This is a genomic window from Aliiglaciecola lipolytica E3 (genome assembly GCF_000314975.1).
GTDB classification, from domain to species: domain Bacteria; phylum Pseudomonadota; class Gammaproteobacteria; order Enterobacterales; family Alteromonadaceae; genus Aliiglaciecola; species Aliiglaciecola lipolytica.
Genome location: NZ_BAEN01000021.1, coordinates 142805 through 163681, shown reverse-complemented (window position 1 = coordinate 163681; position 20877 = coordinate 142805). Strand labels below are relative to the sequence as shown.

At 39.5% G+C, this 20877-nt stretch carries 21 protein-coding genes; 5 read left to right on the top strand and 16 right to left on the bottom strand.

Annotated elements, in window-relative coordinates; genetic code table 11:
* Nucleotides 1-8: 8 nt before the first annotated feature.
* The 7 genes from GLIP_RS04405 to seqA all read right to left on the bottom strand — a co-directional run bounded on the left by GLIP_RS04405 (nt 9) and on the right by seqA (nt 8292).
* On the bottom strand, nt 9-332 hold the full coding sequence (locus GLIP_RS04405) for a heavy metal-binding domain-containing protein (protein WP_008843374.1): 324 nt from the start codon (nt 330-332) through the stop codon (nt 9-11).
* Nucleotides 326-751, bottom strand: coding sequence for an HIT domain-containing protein (locus GLIP_RS04400; RefSeq protein ID WP_008843373.1), 426 nt, complete (start codon nt 749-751; stop codon nt 326-328). Before GLIP_RS04400 ends, GLIP_RS04405 begins: the two co-directional genes overlap by 7 nt.
* A 9-nt stretch (nt 752-760) precedes the next feature.
* On the bottom strand, nt 761-1786 hold the full coding sequence (astE, locus tag GLIP_RS04395; RefSeq protein WP_008843372.1) for a succinylglutamate desuccinylase: 1026 nt from the start codon (nt 1784-1786) through the stop codon (nt 761-763).
* 74 nt (nt 1787-1860) lie between these two features.
* Entirely contained in the window at nt 1861-3174 is a 1314-nt protein-coding gene (locus GLIP_RS04390; protein WP_008843371.1) for a putative bifunctional diguanylate cyclase/phosphodiesterase, read from the bottom strand.
* 166 nt (nt 3175-3340) lie between these two features.
* Nucleotides 3341-5827: a glycogen/starch/alpha-glucan phosphorylase gene (locus tag GLIP_RS04385; protein ID WP_008843370.1), complete on the bottom strand. Its 2487-nt coding sequence runs from the start codon at nt 5825-5827 to the stop codon at nt 3341-3343.
* A gap of 195 nt (nt 5828-6022) precedes the next feature.
* Complete coding sequence (pgm, locus tag GLIP_RS04380) at nt 6023-7675, bottom strand: phosphoglucomutase (alpha-D-glucose-1,6-bisphosphate-dependent) (RefSeq protein WP_008843369.1); 1653 nt, start codon at nt 7673-7675, stop codon at nt 6023-6025.
* A 29-nt stretch (nt 7676-7704) separates the two neighbouring features.
* Nucleotides 7705-8292, bottom strand: a complete 588-nt coding sequence (gene seqA, locus GLIP_RS04375) for a replication initiation negative regulator SeqA (RefSeq protein ID WP_008843368.1) — start codon at nt 8290-8292, stop codon at nt 7705-7707.
* Between the two features lie 265 nt (nt 8293-8557).
* Between seqA and GLIP_RS04370 the strand changes: the two genes are divergently transcribed.
* From GLIP_RS04370 to GLIP_RS04360, 4 genes are read left to right on the top strand one after another with little or no spacing between them, the layout of a single operon-like run.
* Nucleotides 8558-9475: an AAA family ATPase gene (locus GLIP_RS04370; RefSeq protein WP_008843367.1), complete on the top strand. Its 918-nt coding sequence runs from the start codon at nt 8558-8560 to the stop codon at nt 9473-9475.
* Nucleotide 9476: 1 nt separating this feature from the next.
* Nucleotides 9477-10190: a DUF58 domain-containing protein gene (locus tag GLIP_RS04365; RefSeq protein ID WP_052154926.1), complete on the top strand. Its 714-nt coding sequence runs from the start codon at nt 9477-9479 to the stop codon at nt 10188-10190.
* Nucleotides 10191-10193: 3 nt separating this feature from the next.
* Nucleotides 10194-10445: a hypothetical protein gene (locus GLIP_RS22215; protein ID WP_052154925.1), complete on the top strand. Its 252-nt coding sequence runs from the start codon at nt 10194-10196 to the stop codon at nt 10443-10445.
* Entirely contained in the window at nt 10445-12469 is a 2025-nt protein-coding gene (locus tag GLIP_RS04360; protein WP_008843366.1) for a transglutaminase family protein, read from the top strand. Before GLIP_RS22215 ends, GLIP_RS04360 begins: the two co-directional genes overlap by 1 nt.
* Before the next feature lie 6 nt (nt 12470-12475).
* Here GLIP_RS04360 and rlmM read toward each other — a convergent pair whose 3' ends face one another.
* The 4 genes from rlmM to GLIP_RS04340 are packed head-to-tail and all read right to left on the bottom strand — an operon-like array spanning nt 12476 to nt 15410.
* A complete protein-coding gene (gene rlmM / locus GLIP_RS04355) occupies nt 12476-13546 on the bottom strand; it encodes a 23S rRNA (cytidine(2498)-2'-O)-methyltransferase RlmM (protein WP_008843365.1) in 1071 nt (356 codons plus the stop codon).
* Nucleotides 13536-13907: a DUF423 domain-containing protein gene (locus GLIP_RS04350; RefSeq protein WP_008843364.1), complete on the bottom strand. Its 372-nt coding sequence runs from the start codon at nt 13905-13907 to the stop codon at nt 13536-13538. The genes rlmM and GLIP_RS04350 overlap by 11 nt, the downstream gene beginning before the upstream one ends.
* On the bottom strand, nt 13904-14521 hold the full coding sequence (locus GLIP_RS04345) for an alpha/beta family hydrolase (RefSeq protein ID WP_008843363.1): 618 nt from the start codon (nt 14519-14521) through the stop codon (nt 13904-13906). The genes GLIP_RS04350 and GLIP_RS04345 overlap by 4 nt, the downstream gene beginning before the upstream one ends.
* Nucleotides 14505-15410, bottom strand: coding sequence for a transcriptional regulator GcvA (locus GLIP_RS04340; protein ID WP_040521824.1), 906 nt, complete (start codon nt 15408-15410; stop codon nt 14505-14507). The genes GLIP_RS04345 and GLIP_RS04340 overlap by 17 nt, the downstream gene beginning before the upstream one ends.
* 235 nt (nt 15411-15645) lie before the next feature.
* Here GLIP_RS04340 and GLIP_RS04335 point away from each other — a divergent pair, with 235 nt between their 5' ends.
* Entirely contained in the window at nt 15646-15918 is a 273-nt protein-coding gene (locus GLIP_RS04335; protein ID WP_153886262.1) for a hypothetical protein, read from the top strand.
* A 17-nt stretch (nt 15919-15935) separates the two neighbouring features.
* Here GLIP_RS04335 and kdsA read toward each other — a convergent pair whose 3' ends face one another.
* The 5 genes from kdsA to prmC form a co-directional block, all read right to left on the bottom strand.
* Complete coding sequence (kdsA, locus tag GLIP_RS04330; RefSeq protein WP_008843360.1) at nt 15936-16787, bottom strand: 3-deoxy-8-phosphooctulonate synthase; 852 nt, start codon at nt 16785-16787, stop codon at nt 15936-15938.
* 106 nt (nt 16788-16893) lie between these two features.
* Nucleotides 16894-17709: a SirB1 family protein gene (locus GLIP_RS04325; protein WP_008843359.1), complete on the bottom strand. Its 816-nt coding sequence runs from the start codon at nt 17707-17709 to the stop codon at nt 16894-16896.
* 81 nt (nt 17710-17790) lie between these two features.
* A complete protein-coding gene (locus GLIP_RS04320) occupies nt 17791-18168 on the bottom strand; it encodes a SirB2 family protein (RefSeq protein WP_040521823.1) in 378 nt (125 codons plus the stop codon).
* Nucleotides 18169-18354: 186 nt separating this feature from the next.
* Nucleotides 18355-19905, bottom strand: a complete 1551-nt coding sequence (locus GLIP_RS04315; protein ID WP_008843357.1) for a DUF3369 domain-containing protein — start codon at nt 19903-19905, stop codon at nt 18355-18357.
* A gap of 121 nt (nt 19906-20026) precedes the next feature.
* Nucleotides 20027-20875 (bottom strand): peptide chain release factor N(5)-glutamine methyltransferase, encoded by an 849-nt coding sequence (prmC, locus tag GLIP_RS04310; RefSeq protein ID WP_008843356.1) that lies wholly within the window; start codon nt 20873-20875, stop codon nt 20027-20029.
* Between the last annotated feature and the right edge of the window lie 2 nt (nt 20876-20877).

Genomic DNA, 20877 nt, shown 5'->3' with positions numbered 1-20877 from the left:
AAGCAGGCTTAATCCACGTACTTGACCGCGGTTCCACAAATACTAACCATTAACATGCTGCCATTTTGACCAATCACTTCATAATCGATGTCTACGGCAATCACTGCATTTGCGCCCATTAACCTCGCTTCTTCAGTTAATTCCATAAAGGCAATTTTGCGTGCTTTAGTAAGCTCCTGCTCGTAAGAACCCGAACGGCCTCCAACAATATCTCGAATAGATGCAAAAATGTCCTTGAGTATATTGGCGCCCATAATGGCTTCGCCCACGACTACACCGTAATATTGTTCAATTCTTTTGCCATCTAGGCTATTTGTGGTGGTGACTAACATAACTTATCTCCCAACATTGTCGACATTGCATTAATTAATTTGCTTGATTCTTCAATTGCATAGGGAGTGGCTGTAGACACACCCCAAATCGGTTTTGGCCACGCCACATCATTTTGAAATCGTGCAATATGGTGTATATGCAGTTGCGACACCATATTCCCCAAAGCAGCTAAATTCATCTTAAATGGTTTGAATTGTTGTTTGATGGATTCACTGAGAATTCTCGATTCATACCACAACTGATTTTGTTGAGCTTCGTTTAAGTCAATAATCTCAGATACCTGATTTACTCTTGGCACCTGTATAAACCACGGATACTGACTGTCATTCATTAACAATATTTTGCTTAAAGGCAAGTCACAAACTTCAAAACAGTCTTTAGCAAGTTGCGGATCAAGTTGGAAATCAGCATTGTGCATGCTTTCTCCTTATAATTGTGTTGGTACAACCGTTAATAGCGCCCTTTGACCAATGGCGACATTTTCGTTCGGGAATACTATTGCTTCCCCATCAAACTCACAACGATATTCTGCGCCGGTTTCAGATGCTAACAAATGACCTTTTTCAAAGTCAGTAAAATTGGGAGTCGCGTCTTCAAAATGCAATTTAAAATCATGATGATGTTTGTTTATTACTTGATTCACTCGGTAAATATACATTTTTTCAGAATCAAATGGGGGTAGACTCAAGTGGTCTTCGGATATCAGCGCCTCGAGCGTTTTAATTACTGCAGCAAATTGGCTCATATCATTTTGACCAAAAGGATACACTTTCCCTAATTCCACGGTGAAGGCATGTGCCCCAAACTGACGCGAAGAAAAATAACTAAAAGTCGTGGTAGGACTTTCAGATAATAAAATGGTGTTGACGCCGCAGGCCAACAAAAAAGCCAATTGCTCATGACTATGCCGCCCACCATGCAAAAAAGGATATACCGCAAATTTGTCGTTTTTTGAAGCACGAATGGCGGTATGTAAGTCATAATGAAAACGTGTTGACTCTGATGTACCTGTTTGAAAAAACTGACCAACAACCTTTTCAAGCTCACATGCTCTCAAACGCTCTTGATTTTGTGCAGCTGTCGAATTGGCATGTTCGCCGCTGAACAAACGATTCATATTTTCTTCTACAAAACGTTGTGCAATATCCATTGCTGGTAAATTAGCAAATATGAAAAGTACACGTTGCCGAGGACACAGCTCTAAACGCAATATACGAGAAACTAAATCATCGCATATCTCAATTGGCGCAGTTTCATTGCCGTGCACACCACACGATAACACGATATCTTTGCTTGCCTGATTAGCCGGACTGAATTGAATAATACCGGGGCTTGGAATAGCAACGTTAACGCCATTAGCCAAAGAAAATTCAATAGGACTAGAAAACAAATGGGGATCAAAACGTGAGCAAGCCAAGAATTGGCCCGTTTCGGTAAGTCTATCGACTAGCATAGAACCTCGTGACTATGAATAAATTTATAAGAGTATAGCAAGTTAATATTTTCACCGGCAGCATTAATGTGACACTAAGCTTGTCTGGACAAAAAAGGTTTTGAAGTCCCCACGATTAAATCAGTTCTATATAACTGCACAAACTCTAAACGTGGTATAGCTTTGGAAAATAAAAAACCTTGACCAGATACAATTCCAATTTCTCGCAGCATTTGCATTTGTTCTAGCGTTTCAATTCCTTCAGCTACGATCTCACAATTCAGCGCTGCGCTGATAAGTTGAGCTGCTTGAATAATTGCCAGATTCACTGGGTTTTCTTCTAACCCCATGATAAAGGTTTTATCAATTTTAATCGTATCAATTGATAGGTCTCGAATATAAGCTAAATTTGAATATCCTTTGCCAAAATCATCAACAGCTACTTTCATCCCCAACGAGCGTAATTCAGACAATTGACGTTTAACCATTAGTGAATTCGATAACGCAACATCTTCGGTTAATTCGAGTTCAAGAACACTTAAATCGATTTCATATTTCTTTTGTAAATCGCGTAAGTTAGGAATAAATTTAAAATCATAAAGCTGTGTGGGTGACATATTCACTGACAGCACAATATCAAGCCCTTGCTCTTTAAAGTGAACTGCACTTTGGAAGGCTTTTTCCAGTGTCCAATAACCCAATTCATTCATCATATTGTAGGATTCAGCAGCCTCAATTAAAGCGCCGGGGAATAGCACTCCATCCAAGGGATGGTTCCAACGCAAAAGACATTCTGCCCCCACAATTTTTAACGTCTTTAATTCAACTTTAGGTTGAAAGTAAATTTCAAGTTCATCGTTTAAAAATGCGCGTTTCAGATCGGCTTTTAATGCTAAAGAACGCCCAGTTTGGACTTTCTGAGACATACTCAGAATGTGTAAGTTTTCGTATTTATTTTCTTTTGCTTGTTTGAGCGCAGATTCGGCTGCAGCGAGCAATTTAATGGTATCTTGATTATTTGGTTCGTTAGCTACAGCACCAACGTTAAAGTCAGCGATAAAAGCGTGACCGTCAAAGTTGATGGGAGACTTGAAATGCTCAACTAAATGATTGAAGTGGTACCTTAACTGCTTTTCACCATGGCGGCCCGGAATAACAATACCGAAAATATCGCCACTGATTCTACCCAACAGCATATCTTCACCGAATAAGTATTTAATTCGATTGGCAATCGCTAGTAAAATTGTATCTCCGACTTGATAACCTAAAGAACTGCTTACATCAGAAAATCGCACAACATCAATTAGCATAAGAGATAATTTGTTGTCGTATTTAACTGCGTCATCTATACGATCGAGAAAAGCATATCGATTTGGAATTGTCGCTAACGTCTTATGAGTTTCACCCATTTTTTTATTTTATTCTTATTAGGCGCACTGCTTGGCAATTAAATAGAGTTTAAACGTATCTGCATGTAAAAGAAAAGGCCCAATTCAACAATTGGGCCTTTACACTAGGATATGCCTATTTATTTACTCCCAAAACAGCCATTATCGATTAAAAACATAGACTTCCCTATTCATCTACCTTGCATGCATCTAATTTCCAGATACGCTCCACATAATCTCTAATCGAGCGGTCAGATGTAAATTTGCCCATTCGTGCACAATTTAATATTGCCATGCGCGCCCAATTTTTAGTATCGCGATAGGCAAGGTCAACTTTATGTTGTGCCTTCGAATATGCGTCAAAATCAGCCAAAACCAGATAAGGATCACCACCATCCAATAGGCTGTATTTAAGAGATGACAAAGCGCCAGGTTTTCCAGGAGTGAAGTAATCCGTTTCCAACCAATCTAATATGGCTTTCAGTTCCGCGTTATTGTAGTAATAATCGTAAGGGTTATATCCTTGTGCATGTAATTTGTCGACTTCTTCGACGGTCAGCCCAAAAATGAATATATTTTCTTCACCGACTTCTTCCGCAATTTCAATATTTGCGCCATCCATAGTACCAATTGTCAAGGCACCGTTTAATGACAGCTTCATATTACCGGTACCAGAGGCTTCTTTACCTGCCGTAGAAATCTGCTCAGACACATCTGCAGCTGGGATCATTTTTTCAGCCAAACTAACACGATAATTGGGTAGGAATACGACCTTGAGCTTTTTGTTGACACGTTCATCATTATTGATGCGTTCTGCAACCATGTTGATCGCATAAATAATGTCTTTAGCTAACTTATAGCCCGGAGCCGCTTTGGCACCAAAAATGAATACACGCGGCTCCATGTCATAACTTGGATTCTCTAACAACCTACGATACAACGCCATAATATGTAACAGGTTCAAATGTTGTCGTTTGTACTCATGCAAACGCTTAATTTGGACATCAAATATTGCTTTGGGGTCAATTTCGATACCGGTTAACGATTTTACTTCTTTTGCCAAAGCAACTTTGTTTTTAAGCTTTATTTTCATAAAGTCTTTTTGAAACTTAGCTTCATCAGCAAATTTCACTAAATCATTTAGTTTTTCTAGTTTTACCGGCCAATCATTACCAATTTTCTTATCAATCAATGCTGACAAATCGGGATTACATGCTTTAAGCCAACGGCGTGGCGTAATACCATTGGTGACATTAGTTAGTTTATCTGGCCACATTTGATCGAACTCAGGGAATAAGTTCTTTTTAACTAATTTAGAATGAATTTCTGCAACGCCATTTACAGCAAATGAACCGATTACAGACAAGTTGCCCATGCGCACCATTTTCTGATTGCCTTCTTCTATGATCGACAACTTTTGTTTTATTTTATTATCACCTGGCCACATCTTTTCTACTTCGGCCATAAATCGAAAGTTAATTTCGTATATTATTTCCAAATGCCTAGGTAAGATTTTTTCAATCATTCGGGCAGGCCATTTCTCTAACGCTTCAGGCAGCAGCGTATGATTTGTATAAGCAAAGGTTTTACTACAAATTTCCCATGCGTCATCCCAGCCTAGTTCAGCGCGGTCTACCAAGATGCGCATTAATTCAGGAATTGCGATCGCAGGGTGAGTATCGTTGAGCTGAATAACCACTTGGTCAGAAAAGCGACTCCAATCGTCACCGTGAGCACGCTTGTAACGACGAATAATATCTTTTAGTGAACAAGCACAGAAAAAATATTGTTGAATTAATCTTAGCTCTTTTCCTGCTTCAGTTTCATCGTTGGGATACAAAACTTTAGAGATAGTTTCAGCTTGGACATTTTCCGATTGAGCATCGACGTAACCGCCTGCATTAAATACATCCCAATTAAAATAATTAGACGCTTGGCTTTCCCATAATCGTAATACGTTGACAGTTTTTCCACCAAATCCAACCACGGGAATATCCCAAGGAATTCCTTTCACGATGGAGCCAGGATGCCACTCTTTTTGTATACGCCCGTTTTCACCATATTTAGTTTCTACATAGCCATATAAAGACACTTCTTGAATCGATTCTGGGCGGCATATTTCCCAAGGGTTACCGTAATCACGCCAACTGTCTGGACGTTCAATTTGAGCGCCATTCTTAATTTCTTGGCGGAATAGTCCATGTTCATAGTGGATCCCATATCCCACTGCAGGTAGTTCCATTGTCGCAAGAGAGTCAATAAAACATGCAGCTAGACGACCCAAACCCCCATTACCTAACGCCATGTCAGGCTCTTCTTCCATAATATCGGTAAGGCTCACTCCCAATTCTTGCAATGCTTGATCGGTAATTTCAAACAAACCTAAGTTATGCAGGTTATTCGACATTAAACGACCCATGAGGAATTCCGCAGAGAAATAATGTACTGCGCGTGTGTCGTTTAAATAATGAGATTTTTGTGTTCTACGCAGACGTTCTAGTACCTGCTCTTGAACCGCTGCACATGCAGCCTTCCACCAAGCATGATTGTTAGCTTTATTTTCATCTGTGCCTAATGAACAATGCAGATGACGAACAATAGCGTCTTTGATATCACTTTTATTGAAATTGACCGGCTCAGCAAGTGCTTTACTTTTGAGAGTTGATTTTGGCATGACTGGAATTCCCACTTTTGCGAAATACGATTCAAGTTTAATCTGTAATAAAATTTCAGAATGAATTATGACCGTAGTTTTAGCAGGAATTCCACATCGATTCTGTTAAATAATTGTTAATTTATGCGGTTTTTTCAAAATAATTTAAAAAAACCACTCCAAATTTACAATTAATTAACATTATAAAAACACAATTTAAACATTTTTAGATATGAACACCCCATCAACAAGATTTTGAGCTTCATTAAGCAAGCTATCTAAATGTGAATCACCATTAAAACTTTCGGCATAAATTTTATACACATTTTCGGTTCCGGATGGCCGAGCAGCAAACCAACCATTTTCGGTACTCACTTTTACACCGCCAATCGCAGCATTGTTACCAGGCGCATGAGTTTGAATATTGTTTATTTTTTCTCCGGCAAGTTGTGTGGAGGTTATCACTGACTTATCCATTTTACTCAGTACTTGCTTCTGTTCATGGCTAGCAGCGACATCAATACGCTTGTAGCTTGGCGCGCCAAATTGCTCAGTTAATTTTTGATAGTGCTCACCGGGATCGATACCGGTTACAGCCATAATTTCCGCAGCCAACAAACACAATATAATGCCATCTTTATCGGTAGCCCAAGGCTGGCCATTTCTTCTTAGGAAAATCCCGCCTGCACTTTCTTCGCCGGAAAAACCAAATTCGCTGTTAAGCATGCCTTGAACAAACCACTTAAACCCAACTGGCATTTCACTTAATTCTCGGCCTAAAGATTTAGCGACACGGTCAATCATGCTGCTTGAAACCAGTGTTTTACCGATTTTTAGATTAGCTGACCAATCTTTACGATGTTGATACAGATAATTAATTGCTACTGCTAGATAATGATTAGGATTCATCAAACCGGCGGTTTTAGTGACGATACCGTGGCGATCAAAGTCTGGGTCGTTGCCAAACGCCACATCGAAATCTTGACGTAATTCAATTAGACCGGCCATGGCATAGGGAGATGAACAGTCCATACGAATTTTGCCATCTTTGTCGCGATGCATAAATCCGAATTGTTGATCAACCTTATTATTGACCACTTTAATATTTAAATTATAACGGTCGGCAATTTTGTCCCAATAACCCAGTCCGGCACCGCCTAAAGGATCGGTCCCTAGCGCTAGGCCTGCTTCAGAAATCGATTTTAAGTCTACCACTTGATCAAGTTCGTCAACGTATTGCTGACATAAGTCGACTTCTTCAACAAACTCAGAGCGCATTGCGGCATCAAAATCCATCCGCTTTATCTCTTTACAACCCGCAGCGATAATTTTATTCGCACGGTCTTGAATCCAGTTAGTTGCGTCACTATCCGCTGGTCCACCGTGGGTCGGGTTGTATTTGAAACCGCCATCTTCTGGTGGATTATGCGAAGGTGTGATTACCACACCATCGGCAAGTCCAGATTGTTTACCGCGGTTATAATTAAGAATAGCATGAGACACCACAGGTGTTGGCGTATAACCGCGCTGCTCCTGAACAAACATGTTCACTTGATTTGCTGCCAATACTTCCACTGCAGTTATAAAAGCGGGTTCAGATAAGGCATGCGTGTCCATCCCAATATACATTGGTCCATTAGTATTTTGAGCACTTCTGTATTCTGCCAGCGCCTGACAAATAGCAGCGATATGGACATCCGTAAACGTATTTAGAAAAGCACTACCGCGATGACCTGAAGTACCAAATGCCACGTCTTGTGTGGGATCATCCAAGTTAGGTTTATTAGAATAATAAGCACTTACTAAACGGGCGACATTGACGAGTTGTTCTGGAGCTGCCGGCTGACCAGCTTGCGGGTGAATTGCCATAGTAATCCTAATGGTGAGTTTGGGTTTCTTTACGCTTTAAATAATTGACCTAAGCGCTCGACATTACTTTTAGAATAGCCTAAAACTTTAGCTGTATTAGTGAGCATAGTACACTTTTTATCCGTATTATTATTTGTGACAACCCAATATTCGGAGCCAGGTATTTGTTTAGGATTAGTACTACTTCCGGTCTTTAACAATACGTTTTTGTCAGTCGCAAAATATAGCCGCCCTTTTCCTTTGATTTCTAACACTGCTGCGAAACGATCTGGATGAGTTTGATGTAATGCACCTAGCATTTTCAAAAAGCGCTCTACTTTACTCATGGGTTGATCAAAAGCTTCTTGATTCAATAATTCGAACAACGATGTCGCATCAACCACCTCATCACCTGTGCGTGGTTTTTCAGGCTGGTTGTTTTTAGATTTGTTGATATCTTTTACTTCTTTAGTGACTTCTGCTGGTTTAGAAACGTCTACTTGTGGGTTTTCCCCAGCCTTCAAACCTAACTCGTCAATTAAAATCCGGCGTAAAATATCTGATGCACTTTCGCCAATATGTTTCGTTTGAGAAGCAATAAATCCGTATAATTCATCGTCGATAGTAATCGTTTTCATATTTCCATTAACTACAATTTAAAAGTGTCACTATTATAAGACTAATATAATCGGATTTTCAGCAAAAAATCCAGATCACTAAGCAATTACCTTCGATAGAACGAAATGTAGAGTCCTTACCTTAAGTAAATCTAAAAATATCGCTAACCTTTTTGCATACCTGAGTATTATCCCGAAAGGTTACAGTGCCCGCAGGGTAAGCTAAACTTAAATGATAAGAGCAATAATGTCTTAATTAACTTAAAGATAAAAGGTAGTGCCAACCATGCACCCACAACTCCAAGACGCAATTAAACAAGTATCAGAACAAGTCATTGGCAAGCAACAACAAATAAAATTAGCCTTTACCTGTTTATTAGCAAATGGGCATTTATTAATTGAAGATCTGCCTGGAATGGGTAAAACAACGTTATCACATGCATTAGCAACAGTATTAGGATTAGACTTTTCGCGGATCCAATTTACCTCAGATTTATTACCTGCGGATATGCTCGGACTTAATATATTTGATAGTGCAAAACAATCGTTCGAATTTCATCCCGGCCCAATTTTTAATCAGCTTATTTTGGCAGATGAAATCAATCGAGCCAGCCCGAAAACGCAAAGTGCATTGCTTGAGGCTATGGAAGAAAAGCAAGTTAGTTTAGATGGTGAAACCAGAGCTTTACCTACCCCATTTTTCGTCATAGGAACTCAAAACCCAATGCATCAATCAGGTACCTACCCTTTACCTGAATCTCAGTTAGACAGGTTTTTAATGCGCATCCAGTTGGGATACCCTGACTGGCAAGCAGAAAAGAAAATGTTGTTAGGGCACGATAACACCACATTGAAAAGCAAACCTACCGTTATGTCAGTATCTCACTTTATAGAGATGCAACAACAAATCACCCAGGTGAATGTATCAGAGCCAATCTTAGATTACATATTGAAACTCGTCACTCACAGCAGAGAAACCGATGGATTTCCGAATCCTTTATCGCCTAGAGCGAGCAAAGCACTTTTACAAGCATCAAAAGCCTGGGCATTTTTACACGGTAGAGATTACGTCATTCCTGAGGATATTCAGGCCGTACTGCCTTCAGTCGCAGAACATCGCATGCGAGCTGCGTTATCAGACTTTAATGGACAAACTAGTTTAAGTGAGAAGTTGCTAGAAGCAATTGATCCGTTGGCAGCATAATATGCTTAGTTGGCAATTTACGGCTGAAAAATGGCTGAATAAACGCATTCCAGCCGCCAGTAATTACGAATTAAATTACCGCAGTATTTTTATTTTTCCATCGCGATTTGGTGGTTTGTTTTTGTTCTTGTGTGTTGGTTTATTTGTGCTAGGTACAAATTATCAAAATAATTTAATGATCATTCTATGCTATTTTTTAGTGTCTTTATTTTTATTGAATTTATTTGTGGCTTACTTGAATTTCGCAAAATTAGAAATTCAACTAGGAAAAATTCAAAATGGATTTGCTGGTGAAAAACTGCAAGTCCCGTTATGGTTTAACTATAACAAGCGCACGTCTCACGGTCTGATTAAACTCAATTTTTGGAAATATAAATACAGTATCAATATAGATTTAGACGACTTCTCTAATCCAGTCTATCTGCCCATAGATTGCCATCGTCGCGGAAAACTCATTTTACCCAGAGTCACACTCACCAGTTCATTTCCATTAGGGCTTATTAGTTGCTGGACTCATCTTGCCTTTCCATCTGATATAGTGGTTTACCCCAAGCCAATACACAGTAATATTCGTCTGATCAGCAAACAGGACAGCTTACAAACGAATGAAGCGGATACGTCACAAAAAGGTCATGATGATTTTGATAGTCTAGCACCTTATAAACAAGGAGAACCTCTTTATCACGTGGCGTGGAAACAGGTTGCTAAGGGTTAGGGGATGATTTCTAAACAATTCTCTAATCAAACCGGGGCTACCGGTTGGTTAATGTTAGCCGCGTTACCTTCTCAAGATCTAGAGCTAAAACTAAGCCAACTCTGTTATCAAGTTATTGAATTAACTCGCAACAATAGCATTTTCGGATTGGACTTAGGAAATGTAAAAATTAGCCCTGACAGTGGCCTTGAACATCAAAACACCTGTTTACGCGCGTTGGCATTACACACGCCTTATTTGGCAGGACTTAATTAATGATTTCTTCAGCCAGAAATCACGCACATTTTATTTTAACCTTAGTGTTTTTGTGTATCAGTTTAAGTTTATTAGAGCCAGTGATGGGCTGGATATTAATTTTAGTGGTGTGTGCAGCAGTGATGCGTGGCGCTCTTTATCTTGAACTGCATAAACATGCTCCGTCTATACGCACTCTCAATTTGCTCGCGCTACTGAGCGCAATCGTATTAGCCTATTTTAGTCTACAGCTAGGTGTACTTTTAGGCATGATTAATTTGCTCGTACTAGCCTGTTCGCTAAAACTCATGCTGCTTCGAAGCTTAAAAGATTATTACCAATTAGTGACCTGCTGCGGTTTTTTGATTGGTTGTGGATTTATTTTTCATAACAGCATTGGTTTTAGTATATTTTATTTATTCTTAACCTTATTGCTTTTACTTTCCCTTGCTTGCAACGTTAGCCCAAGCTCAACCCTCAATGCTAATTTCAAGCGTGTTGCTGTGATGGGAGCTCAAGCGTTACCCATCACAGCATTACTGTTTATCGTGTTGCCTCAAATAGGACCATTGTGGCAAATGCCCACTTCAAAAAGCCACCAAACCGGCTTGGCGGAACAGGTTTCTCCTGGCGATATAGCGCAATTGTCGCAAAGTGCAGATTTAGCGTTTAGGGTTATTTTCAAAGATCAGATCCCTGCCCCTCAACAACGATATTGGCGTGCTTTAGTCATGGAGCAGTTTGATGGTAAAACATGGCGTGTAGCGCCCGAACGCAAAGCCATTCAAAACCAATATAAACGCTTTAATAAAGAATTTGATCCAGCACTTCAGGGACCTTACTTTAGTTACACGATAATTGCCGAACCCACTCATCAAAACTGGCTATATAGTATCGACATCGGCATTCCTGACGGGCCTGAAAATGCCAACCGAATATGGCAAAGCCATGAATATCAATTAACCAGTACAACGCCGCTGGTGAGTAATTACCAATATAAGCTACGTTCGTATACGCAAACACCGTTGAACCAAGCTTTATTTAGTGTGGATAGACGTATCAATTTACAATTACCAAGCCAAGGCAATCCAAAAACCCAAGAATGGGTAAAAAGCCTGCGAAGTCAGTATCCCGACGACCAAGACTTAATAAATGCGGTGTTAGCTTATTTTTCAGAGCAGCCCTTTATTTACACTCTGCAACCACCACTCATGCAAATTAACTCAGTGGACACCTTTTTATTCGAACAACAACAAGGGTTTTGCTCACATTACGCATCAGCGATGGCATATGTTTTACGTTTAGCTGGAATCCCGGCAAGGTTAGTGACGGGTTATCAAGGCGGAGAAATGCGCGAAGGCGCGTTCATGAGTGTGTACCAATACGATGCCCATGCATGGATAGAAGCATTGCATTCTGATAAGGGCTGGCAACGCTACGATCCTACAGCGGTTGTGGCACCGAATCGCGTGGAATTTGGTTTAAGGGCAGCAATTCAAGAAGCGGGGGAATTAATTGACTCACCGTTCTCACTAAGTCGCTTTAGTGCGATTGCTTGGTTGAATGAGTTTAGAATGTTACTCAAAGACATTGATTTTATGTGGACAAAATGGATTTTAGGCTTTGACAAAAACTCTCAAAAAGATCTGATAAAATCTTTAATAGGTGAACTTACTCCGCAAAAACTTGCATTATTTGGCGTCAGTGTGATCGGTATTATCATTATTTTATTAGCACTGTTCTTCTTACCGTCCTTGCGTCAGAAAAACCAAGATACAATTACAAAGTACTATCAAAAATCTGAAAAATTACTGCAGAAATTAAAAATATATCGACTTCCACATCAAGGACCAATGGATTTTGCAATGAGCGTAGAAAGCAAATTACCTAATTCGTTGAATCAGCCTTTTATGCAGGTTACTCACGTATACATGCAACACCAATATCAAAAGAATTCACAACAACAAAAGTTACGCAACAAAGTATTAATCAAACACAAATGGTCTGCGCTGAAAAAGGCTGTTAAAAAACAGATAAAACGTTGATATCGCTTAAAGCGTTTTTAAATGAACGGTAACTTCTTCACGGTCATGGTACAAATGTTTAGCCTGCCACTGATACTGACACCCATTTTTCAACATCATTTCGTCAACGATTTGTTTGGCTTGTAACACAGATTCGTATCTTTGTTTCATCGGCAGTTTCAAATTAAAGATTGCCTCTTTACACCAACCTTTAGTTAACCAATTCGCCATGAGTTTAGCGACTCGTTGCGGTTGCTCAATCATATCGCAGACGAGCCAATGCACGTTTTTCTTACGCGGCTCATACTTAAAACCGTCCTCGGCAAAGTATGTGACCTGGCCGGTCTCCATCAGTTTTTCATCCATTGCGCCATTATCAATGGCCTGAACGAATAGCCCTCTTTGTACCAATTGATAAGTCCATCCGCCAGGACAAGCTCCTAAGTCAACAGCGTGCATTCCCGGTACAAAACGAGTTTGCATTTCGCTCTTTGGAATAAATACCTGTATCGCTTCATCAAGTTTGAGTGTTGAACGACTTGGTGCGGCACTGGGAAAGCGCAAGCGCAATATTCCCAAGGGTAATGGGCTATGTTTTTTAGGATTTGAATAGCCGATGATAACTTCAGTTCCAGTCACAAAAAACACAAATAAACAGGGTTTGTTAGTTTGCTCTTTTGCACTAAGCAACTGGCTTTTTCGAAGGCGTTGGCGCAGCGGAACTGCAAGTTTGCGGCATAGTTTTGATAACTCCCGCCCATCAGTGGTATCACTGTGCTCGACTCGAAGCTCACCATAAAATGCGTCAACATCTAAACATTCTATAATTGGCGATATTCTGTCAGACGTGTCACTAAGTGTCATAGGCTCAGTACAGGCAAACATTTGACGAGCAAACACCAAATCATTAACAGCGAGCTTTTGAATCGCCGTTTCCACATCTTTTTGCTGGTGACAAATAAACCGAACAAAACCAGATTGTTTAGTGAAAACCGGGTAACCAAACACCCCTAAGTCAGTTAATTTATCTTGTAATTCAGTACTTAAGTCGGATTCAAAACCTGCTCGACAATACAGCAGTAGCGAATTAACTTTCATATTCGTACGCAGCAACCAACAAACAAACCCAACCAGCAATAAAACAGAGGCCACCTAATGGCGTAATAGGGCCAACCCACTTAATATCCGTTAGGGCTAATATATACAAACTACCGCTGAAAAAGAGAATTCCAAAAGCAAACGAGCGTGCTCCCCAAATCAGCCATTCATTTTTCCATGAGCTGTAAAAAGCCAAATACGCTAACATCGCTATGCTATGTAACATTTGGTATTGCACTGCTGTTTGAAAATAGCCTAATGAGTCAACGCTTATCGTATCCTTTAGTGCATGAGCACCAAATGCCCCTAACATTACTGATAGCGCCGCACTTACCGCAGCCCACATTAATAATAATTTCATATTTTTCCTTTAACAAAATCCATTACACAAGTTGCAGCAGTGTTTATATGTTCAAGAGGTTCAATTCCACTTGACTTCAAAGGAACGAAGCTATGATCAGCAGCGTTCAGAAACTGAACCTCAATATTGTCAGGGAGGTGATATTCGGCCACTCTTTGACGGTTACCAAAGGTATCTCGCTCTCCCTGCACAATTAGTATAGGCAACTTAGTTGAATATAGATGCTCTGTGCGATTTTTTTCAGGCTTGCCTGGTGGATGAAAGGGATATCCCAAACAAATAATGCCTTTACATGACACATTTGGTTCGAGCATAGATGCAACCCTTCCTCCCATCGATTTACCACCTATAAACAGGGGTAAATCTTTATCGGCACTATTTACCATCTCTATAAAATCTTCTTGCAAAATATTCATTCGATCAGGTGGTTGACGCTTTTTCCGCTCAGCCGCTCGCAACATATAGGGAAAATCAAAACGCACGACTTCAATGCCTTGTTGGCACAACTTTTCAGCCATTTGTTGCATAAAATCACTGTCTTTATTGGCACCAGCACCATGAGCAAAAATAAAACGAGCGATGGGATTTTCGGGTCGATCAACTAAGATCTTCATCTTGGTCCTCTTTAACTTGCTCTAACAACCAATGTCTAAATGTTGCTATTTTACCCAACTCTGCTTGAGATTCATGACACACTAAATAATAACTACTTTTACTGATTGCACGCTCTTCAAAAGGGCAAACTAGACGACCAGAAGCTAATTCAGGCCTGGCTAATACACTATTGGCTAATGCTATGCCTTGACCCAGCGCAGCTGCTTGCAGCACCATCATAGTATGACTAAAAATAGGTCCCTGCTCGACTTTTACACCACTGACATGAAATTGGCGAATCCAACTCTTCCAGCTTTCCCGCGTGCTATCGTGCAACAAACGATGATATTTTAAATCATCTAGGCTATCTAAAGGTTTACTGCCGTTGAACAACATGGGAGAACATACTGGAGTTAAATATTCGGTATGAAGTTTGTCCACCTTTAAACCTGACCACTTTCCACGCCCATAGTATATTGCAACATCAACGTCATCTTCCAAAAAACCATCATCAAAATCTACCGCTTTAATCCGCACATCGATTTCTGGATATTGCTGATTAAACTGGTTGACTCGAGGCACTAACCATTGAATGGCAAAACTGGGCGGCATAGCAACCGTTAACGCTCCTTTCGCTCCCGCAGCTAACAATCGTTCAGTAGCTAAATGCAAGGATTCAAATAAGTCCTTGAGTTCTAGATAATAAGCTTGACCTTGTTCAGTCAATAACAATGATCTGTTTTTTCGCAAAAATAATTTTATTGATAAATATTCTTCTAAGCTCTTAATCTGGTGACTAACTGCTGCTTGCGTAACAAACAGTTCATCAGCAGCTTTTGTAAAGCTAAGGTGTCTCGCGGCTGCTTCAAATGCCCGCAAAGCGTTTAACGGCGGCAATCTCCGATTCATAAAATGACTTAAGTAAACTTGAGTTTTTTAATAATAGACTAAAAACGCAATCTATTCATTAGTTTTTCTAATGACCATTCCATAGAAAATGTCATTATCAAGCATCCAAGTTATTGTTTAAAATAGCACCAAGTTAAAATTTTATTTATATAAAACATTAACTTAATTAGACATTTTTGTTAAAGAAATATTACAAAAATGAGAATATTATATGAAAATAATTGAGAGAAAAAACATGAAAAAACTAAAATTTATAACATTAGCTATAGTAGCTAACCTAAGTGTTCTAAGCAACGCAAATGCGAACGAAACTATCGATATTAGCTTGTCACTTACTCATACAATAGATACGCTTTTACAGCAAAATATTGAAGATCTTCAACCATTAAATTTAGCAGAAGAAACTAAACTTTTAATCGTATCCAATACAGCTAATAAAGATTTAAATGGATTCGAAATGAAAGATGCTGAAAAAGTAAATAACAACGCGGCGAAACTAACTGAATAAGTTCGCCGCTAGGGTAACTAGTTAGCACTGGTGTCCAATGGTTCAAAACTTTTAACCAGTTCGTCTAATTGTTTCATTTGTAATAAATAAGGTTCCAACTTATCTAATTGTAAGGCACAAGGTCCATCACATTTAGCTTGATTGGGTTCTGGGTGTGCTTCAATAAATAACCCGGCCAAACCAAGTGACATTCCGCTGCGAGCTAATTGCGCTGCTTGCGCTCGTCGACCATCAGCAGAGTCAGACCTACCACCAGGCTTCTGCAACGCATGTGTTGCATCGAAAATAACCGGAGCATAGTTTTTCATTTCGTCCATACCCAGCATATCTACAACTAAATTATTATAACCGTAGCAAGAACCTCGCTCACACAAAATGACTTTATCGTTACCTGCTTCCATAAATTTATTAATTATGTGGCGCATTTCATGGGCAGCTAAGAATTGTGGTTTTTTTACGTTAATCACAGCGTTAGTTTCTGCCATTGCTACAACCAAATCAGTTTGCCTAGCTAAGAAAGCCGGTAACTGAATAACATCAACTATTTCTGCTACCGGTTTTGCCTGATACGGTTCATGCACATCGGTAATAAGAGGCACGTCAAAAGTACGTTTGATTTCTTCAAAAATCTTTAAGCCTTCATCCATACCCGGGCCACGATATGAATGCACAGATGAACGATTTGCTTTGTCGAACGATGCTTTAAAAACATATGGAATGTTCAAACGAGTGGTGACTTCTTTATAATGCTCCGCTATACGCATCGCTAGATCACGTGATTCGAGGACATTCATGCCGCCAAATAGTACAAAGGGTTTATCGTTAGCAACGTCAATTTTGCCCACAGAAATCGTATGTAGATTTTTCACTTAAATAACATCTCTTTAGTTAGTTGATATAGATAAGTTACGGAGCTTAGCAGAAATAATCAATATTGAAGTGGAAAATAACAGGAAACCGTATGTTTTCCAGAGACTAATGCAAAACCACCTGCACGTGACTATCCCAGTGGCGCATTTGCAGTTTCAGTAGTTGCGCCGAGGGATCTTGAGGGCAATGTTTTATGAAAAACTGGTAGTCAGCTTTAGCAACCTGCGGACACTCCAATTGATGAAGTAGAAAACCACGATCACGACGTTCATAAGGATCATCAGGGCAGAACTCAATTAATAAATCTACGGCGTTCAGTGCCTGATGGTAGTTTTCCTCGCGGATAAACGACGCTTTTAAATTGTGCAATAGACGAACAATAATTTCTTCAGTGGTTGCCATATTTAATGTTTCAGATGGCATCTGTTCTTCATCCGTCTCACCTACAATACTAAAATAAAGCTTCTCGAGCTCTTGCCATTTTATGGTTTTGCCTGTGAGCGGATCGATAAAGTGCAAACGATGATCTTGGCTTTGAAAACGAATTAGAAAATGTCCAGGAAAATTAACTCCGGAAACATTAAACCCTAATTGTTTGGCAATAGCTGCAAAGACGATGGAGATAGTGACGGGGATACCTGTGTGATAGTCAATAACTTGATCTACAAGACTATACTTGGAATTAAAGAAGTCATTTTCATCACCGCTAAATGCTAATTGAGTATAAAAGCTATCGACTAATTGTTGGAACCTATGGTTTTCAGAAGCATTAGGATCTATATGCTTTTTTACTTCATTAGCAAGCACACCAATTTGCGCCACATACATAAGTACATCGACACTATTTTTAAATTGTCGAGTTAATAATAAACTCGCTAACAAAGGGTTTTTATCGCTGATAGCTTGGTGTAGCGCTTTCACATTATCCTCTAACAATTTAACGTTATTTTTTGTTATCGGATCACTACTACTAAACCTTAACACTTATCTAATTCCAGACACTTAAAAGGCGATTAAAGCTTGTTTACTCATCACTAAATGAGCAATTAAACCTAAGCACAGAATCGCCACAATAAATGCGATCCATTGTTTAATTCTTGTGTTGGCAAATTTAAACACGTAAACACCAGTGCCAATATAAGCAATCACAAGAATGATTTTTTGCCATAACCATGGATGCTGAAGCGGATTAAAAGGAATGATAAAACAAAGCGCTATAGCAGATGCGAGCAATATAGTGTCAACGATATGCGGAACTATTTTCACCCATTTCTTATGAAGAAGAGAGGATTGACTTTGTAACCATACAAACCGCAATACAAATAAAAGTATACTCAGAACAACTGCGGTAAGGTGGAGATGTTTTGCCATCATGTACATAAAAAACCCTTTTTTATTATCTTTTTAATAGGGGAATACTGCCACTTCAAACATGTAGTACGCTATAGAAGAGGCGACACTTTATATCAGGTGATACATCAAATCGAGTGGCTTTTAACAGGTTTTTGTTAAGCTGCTGTTACCCCACTGAATTTTCTCCAATACAAAATAAATTAATCTAAAAATTTAAATGGGATCGGGATATCGTTTCTGAATGTCTTCAATTTTCTCAATATTGTTGAGCAAAATATCCACCAGCCTTGGATCGAATTGCTTACCTCGCGCTTGTTTAAACAATTCTAAAACCTGTTCAATTGGCCATGCGTCTTTGTAGTGAAGTTTGCTGCGAAGGGCATCATACACATCAGCGACGGCAGTAATACGACTAAAAATGTGAATATCCTCTCCTTTCAATCCTCTTGGGTAGCCATTACCGTCCCAATGTTCATGATGGTCACGTGCTACCATTGCTGCAGATTGAATTATTTGTCGTCGAGAATCTTTTAATAAATCATAACCAATTGTCGCGTGCTTTCTCGCAATCTCTTTTTCTTCATCATTTAAAGGACCTGGTTTGTTCAATATTTCTGAGGGTACTTTTAGTTTGCCGACGTCATGCAATGGTACAGCCAATTTTAGCATCTCAATTTGAGCTTCGTTGATACCATAGTCTTTTGCCAACAATTTGCACATTTCAACCATGCGCTGAATATGTTTTCCGATACTAAATTGCTTTTCCATAGCATCCCCTAAGCGCTCGATTATTTCGCGTTGGGTATCTTCAATATCTTTCGTCAATAACACATTATCAAATGCGATTTGTACATTATCACTAAAAATTTCCAATAATTTTTTGTCGTGTTGATTCAAACATCTTGGGACACCAGACAAATAAAGAAGTGAGCCTGAGGTGTGTTTCCCTTGACAGTAGGCAGCCACATATTCATCACCATAGACCAGCGTTTTATTCTTCAATGCTTTTTTACAGGCAAGTAATTCATCACCCGAGACAACATCTTCTAAAAGTGCTCCCTCACATCCTTGGTATTCGCCTTTTCCAGAAAACACGTAAAACTCGTCTTGAGTTACCAAGTCAATGGGTTTGGGTCCAGCTACCGCTGAAGTTATGTACGCTGCATCTTTAGTGCCCCCAAGTAATGAAGATAGCTGTTGTATTATCCCTTCTATGAAGCTTTCTAATGAGCGTATAGTGAATAAGTTGGCTGATGCAGAAACGATTTTTTCCAAACCCTGGCGGTTTTCCTCGATGACCATAATGTCGCGATATGAACGCAGTGAAGCGATGACCACAGTAAAAAGCTTTTGCGCAGTGAGCTCTGTTTTTGATTTATAGTCGTTTATGTCATAGTTGACAATGACATCGCGCTCTGGAGCCTGGCCGGGTTGCCCCGTTCTTAAAATAATACGGGTAAAGTTGTTGTGTAATTCATTGCGTACATACTCTGCGACTTCTAGGCCCGCTTCATCCGTTTCCATCACAACATCTAACAACACAATTGCAATGTCGTCGTGCTGATGAAAAAGTTCTTTGGCTTCTTTACCACTATAAGCACTAATAAAGCTAAGGCTTTTTTCTTGAAATACGAAGTCATTTAGAGCAAGTTTCGTGACCGCATGAACTTCCGGTTCATCATCAACAATAAGTACTTTCCATTCGCCTTTTTGCTCTTCAATTTTTTCATCGGTATCTTCAGCAAAAAGAAATGTATCAGACATAGCACAACCTCTTCATTATTCTACAAATTTAATCTAACATTTAGGCGCTGAATGAGCTACAGAAATTTAATTAGGGCGAAAGTATTGCAATTAGATGATAGCCAATTGATAGCAACAAAACTTAAATAAACGGTTTTTGTGCAGCACTAACTCGGGGTTGATTGTTTAGATCATGTTTTTGCTGGAGATGTGTATATTGGTATTTAGAGAACAATTGTGCAATTGCTTCTGCTTGATTGAATCCATGTTCTATTACCAACCAACCACCAGCCTCAAGATGAGTAAATGATTCTTTGATAATATGCTTAATATCGTCTAGGCCGTCCGTGCCAGAGGTTAGCGCCGATGCGGGTTCAAAGCGCACATCTCCTTGAGCGAGATAATGACTATTTGATTCAACATACGGTGGATTACTGACAATCAAATCAAATTGGCGGTTTGGCAGATGACTAAACCAACAACTTTGACTAAATTGTACCTGTGTAAGTTGATTTAAATCGGCATTGCGTTGTGCAAGTAGCACCGCTTCTTCAACTACATCAACACCAAAAACCTGCCAACTCGGTTTTTCACTGGCGAGCGACAAAGCGATTGCACCTGTGCCTGTACCTAAATCTAACACGCGAGCCTGTTTCGGTAAGGTTAACTCCAATGCGTATTCAACCAATAACTCTGTTTCTGGTCTAGGAATTAATGTATCAGGAGTGACTTCTAGGGTTAGAGTCCAAAAATCGCGCTTACCGATTAGGTGTGCAACAGGGTGACCGAGCTTACGTTTCGCAACCAAACCTTCAAAACGAACTTTTACTTCATGCTCAACAACTTTATCTGGCCAGGTCATTAAGTAAGTCGTAGTTTGATTCAGAATATGGGCTAACAATATTCGGGCGTCAGTGTTAGGGCTTTCGCCATCACATAATTCCCGCTTAGCCCATTCTAACAAATCTGCAATGGTATTATTGATAGTCAATT

Coding starts and splice junctions, on each gene's coding strand:
- GLIP_RS04405 (WP_008843374.1), bottom strand. CDS start 332: ATGTTAGTCACCACCACAAATAGCCTAGATGGCAAAAGAATTGAACAA.
- GLIP_RS04400 (WP_008843373.1), bottom strand. CDS start 751: ATGCACAATGCTGATTTCCAACTTGATCCGCAACTTGCTAAAGACTGT.
- astE (WP_008843372.1), bottom strand. CDS start 1,786: ATGCTAGTCGATAGACTTACCGAAACGGGCCAATTCTTGGCTTGCTCA.
- GLIP_RS04390 (WP_008843371.1), bottom strand. CDS start 3,174: ATGGGTGAAACTCATAAGACGTTAGCGACAATTCCAAATCGATATGCT.
- GLIP_RS04385 (WP_008843370.1), bottom strand. CDS start 5,827: ATGCCAAAATCAACTCTCAAAAGTAAAGCACTTGCTGAGCCGGTCAAT.
- pgm (WP_008843369.1), bottom strand. CDS start 7,675: ATGGCAATTCACCCGCAAGCTGGTCAGCCGGCAGCTCCAGAACAACTC.
- seqA (WP_008843368.1), bottom strand. CDS start 8,292: ATGAAAACGATTACTATCGACGATGAATTATACGGATTTATTGCTTCT.
- GLIP_RS04370 (WP_008843367.1), top strand. CDS start 8,558: ATGCACCCACAACTCCAAGACGCAATTAAACAAGTATCAGAACAAGTC.
- GLIP_RS04365 (WP_052154926.1), top strand. CDS start 9,477: ATGCTTAGTTGGCAATTTACGGCTGAAAAATGGCTGAATAAACGCATT.
- GLIP_RS22215 (WP_052154925.1), top strand. CDS start 10,194: ATGATTTCTAAACAATTCTCTAATCAAACCGGGGCTACCGGTTGGTTA.
- GLIP_RS04360 (WP_008843366.1), top strand. CDS start 10,445: ATGATTTCTTCAGCCAGAAATCACGCACATTTTATTTTAACCTTAGTG.
- rlmM (WP_008843365.1), bottom strand. CDS start 13,546: ATGAAAGTTAATTCGCTACTGCTGTATTGTCGAGCAGGTTTTGAATCC.
- GLIP_RS04350 (WP_008843364.1), bottom strand. CDS start 13,907: ATGAAATTATTATTAATGTGGGCTGCGGTAAGTGCGGCGCTATCAGTA.
- GLIP_RS04345 (WP_008843363.1), bottom strand. CDS start 14,521: ATGAAGATCTTAGTTGATCGACCCGAAAATCCCATCGCTCGTTTTATT.
- GLIP_RS04340 (WP_040521824.1), bottom strand. CDS start 15,410: ATGAATCGGAGATTGCCGCCGTTAAACGCTTTGCGGGCATTTGAAGCA.
- GLIP_RS04335 (WP_153886262.1), top strand. CDS start 15,646: ATGAAAAAACTAAAATTTATAACATTAGCTATAGTAGCTAACCTAAGT.
- GLIP_RS04320 (WP_040521823.1), bottom strand. CDS start 18,168: ATGTACATGATGGCAAAACATCTCCACCTTACCGCAGTTGTTCTGAGT.
- GLIP_RS04315 (WP_008843357.1), bottom strand. CDS start 19,905: ATGTCTGATACATTTCTTTTTGCTGAAGATACCGATGAAAAAATTGAA.